The organism is Microvirga pakistanensis (genome assembly GCF_004458765.1).
Classification (GTDB): domain Bacteria; phylum Pseudomonadota; class Alphaproteobacteria; order Rhizobiales; family Beijerinckiaceae; genus Microvirga; species Microvirga pakistanensis.
Map to the genome: position 1 here is coordinate 1 of NZ_SPJX01000616.1, position 223 is coordinate 223.

The 223-nt window shown below is 63.2% G+C and carries 1 protein-coding gene; it reads left to right on the top strand.

Going from position 1 to position 223, the window contains the following annotated elements:
• On the top strand, positions 1 to 223 hold a 223-nt coding region (locus E4K09_RS24095), incomplete at both ends, for a transcriptional repressor (RefSeq protein WP_193557352.1).

The following is a 223-nucleotide window of genomic DNA, read 5'->3' on the forward strand; positions in this document are numbered from 1 at the left end:
GTCTACCGGACCGTGAAGCTTTTCGAGACGGAAGGCATCCTGGAGCGGCTCGATTTCCGCGACGGCCGTTCCCGTTACGAGCAGGCGGCACGCGAGCACCACGATCATCTCCTCAACCTTGAGACCGGCGCCGTGATCGAGTTCCACTCCGACGAGATCGAGGCCCTGCAGACCGAGATCGCCAGGCGCCTCGGCTACAAGGTGGTCTATCACCGTCTCGAGC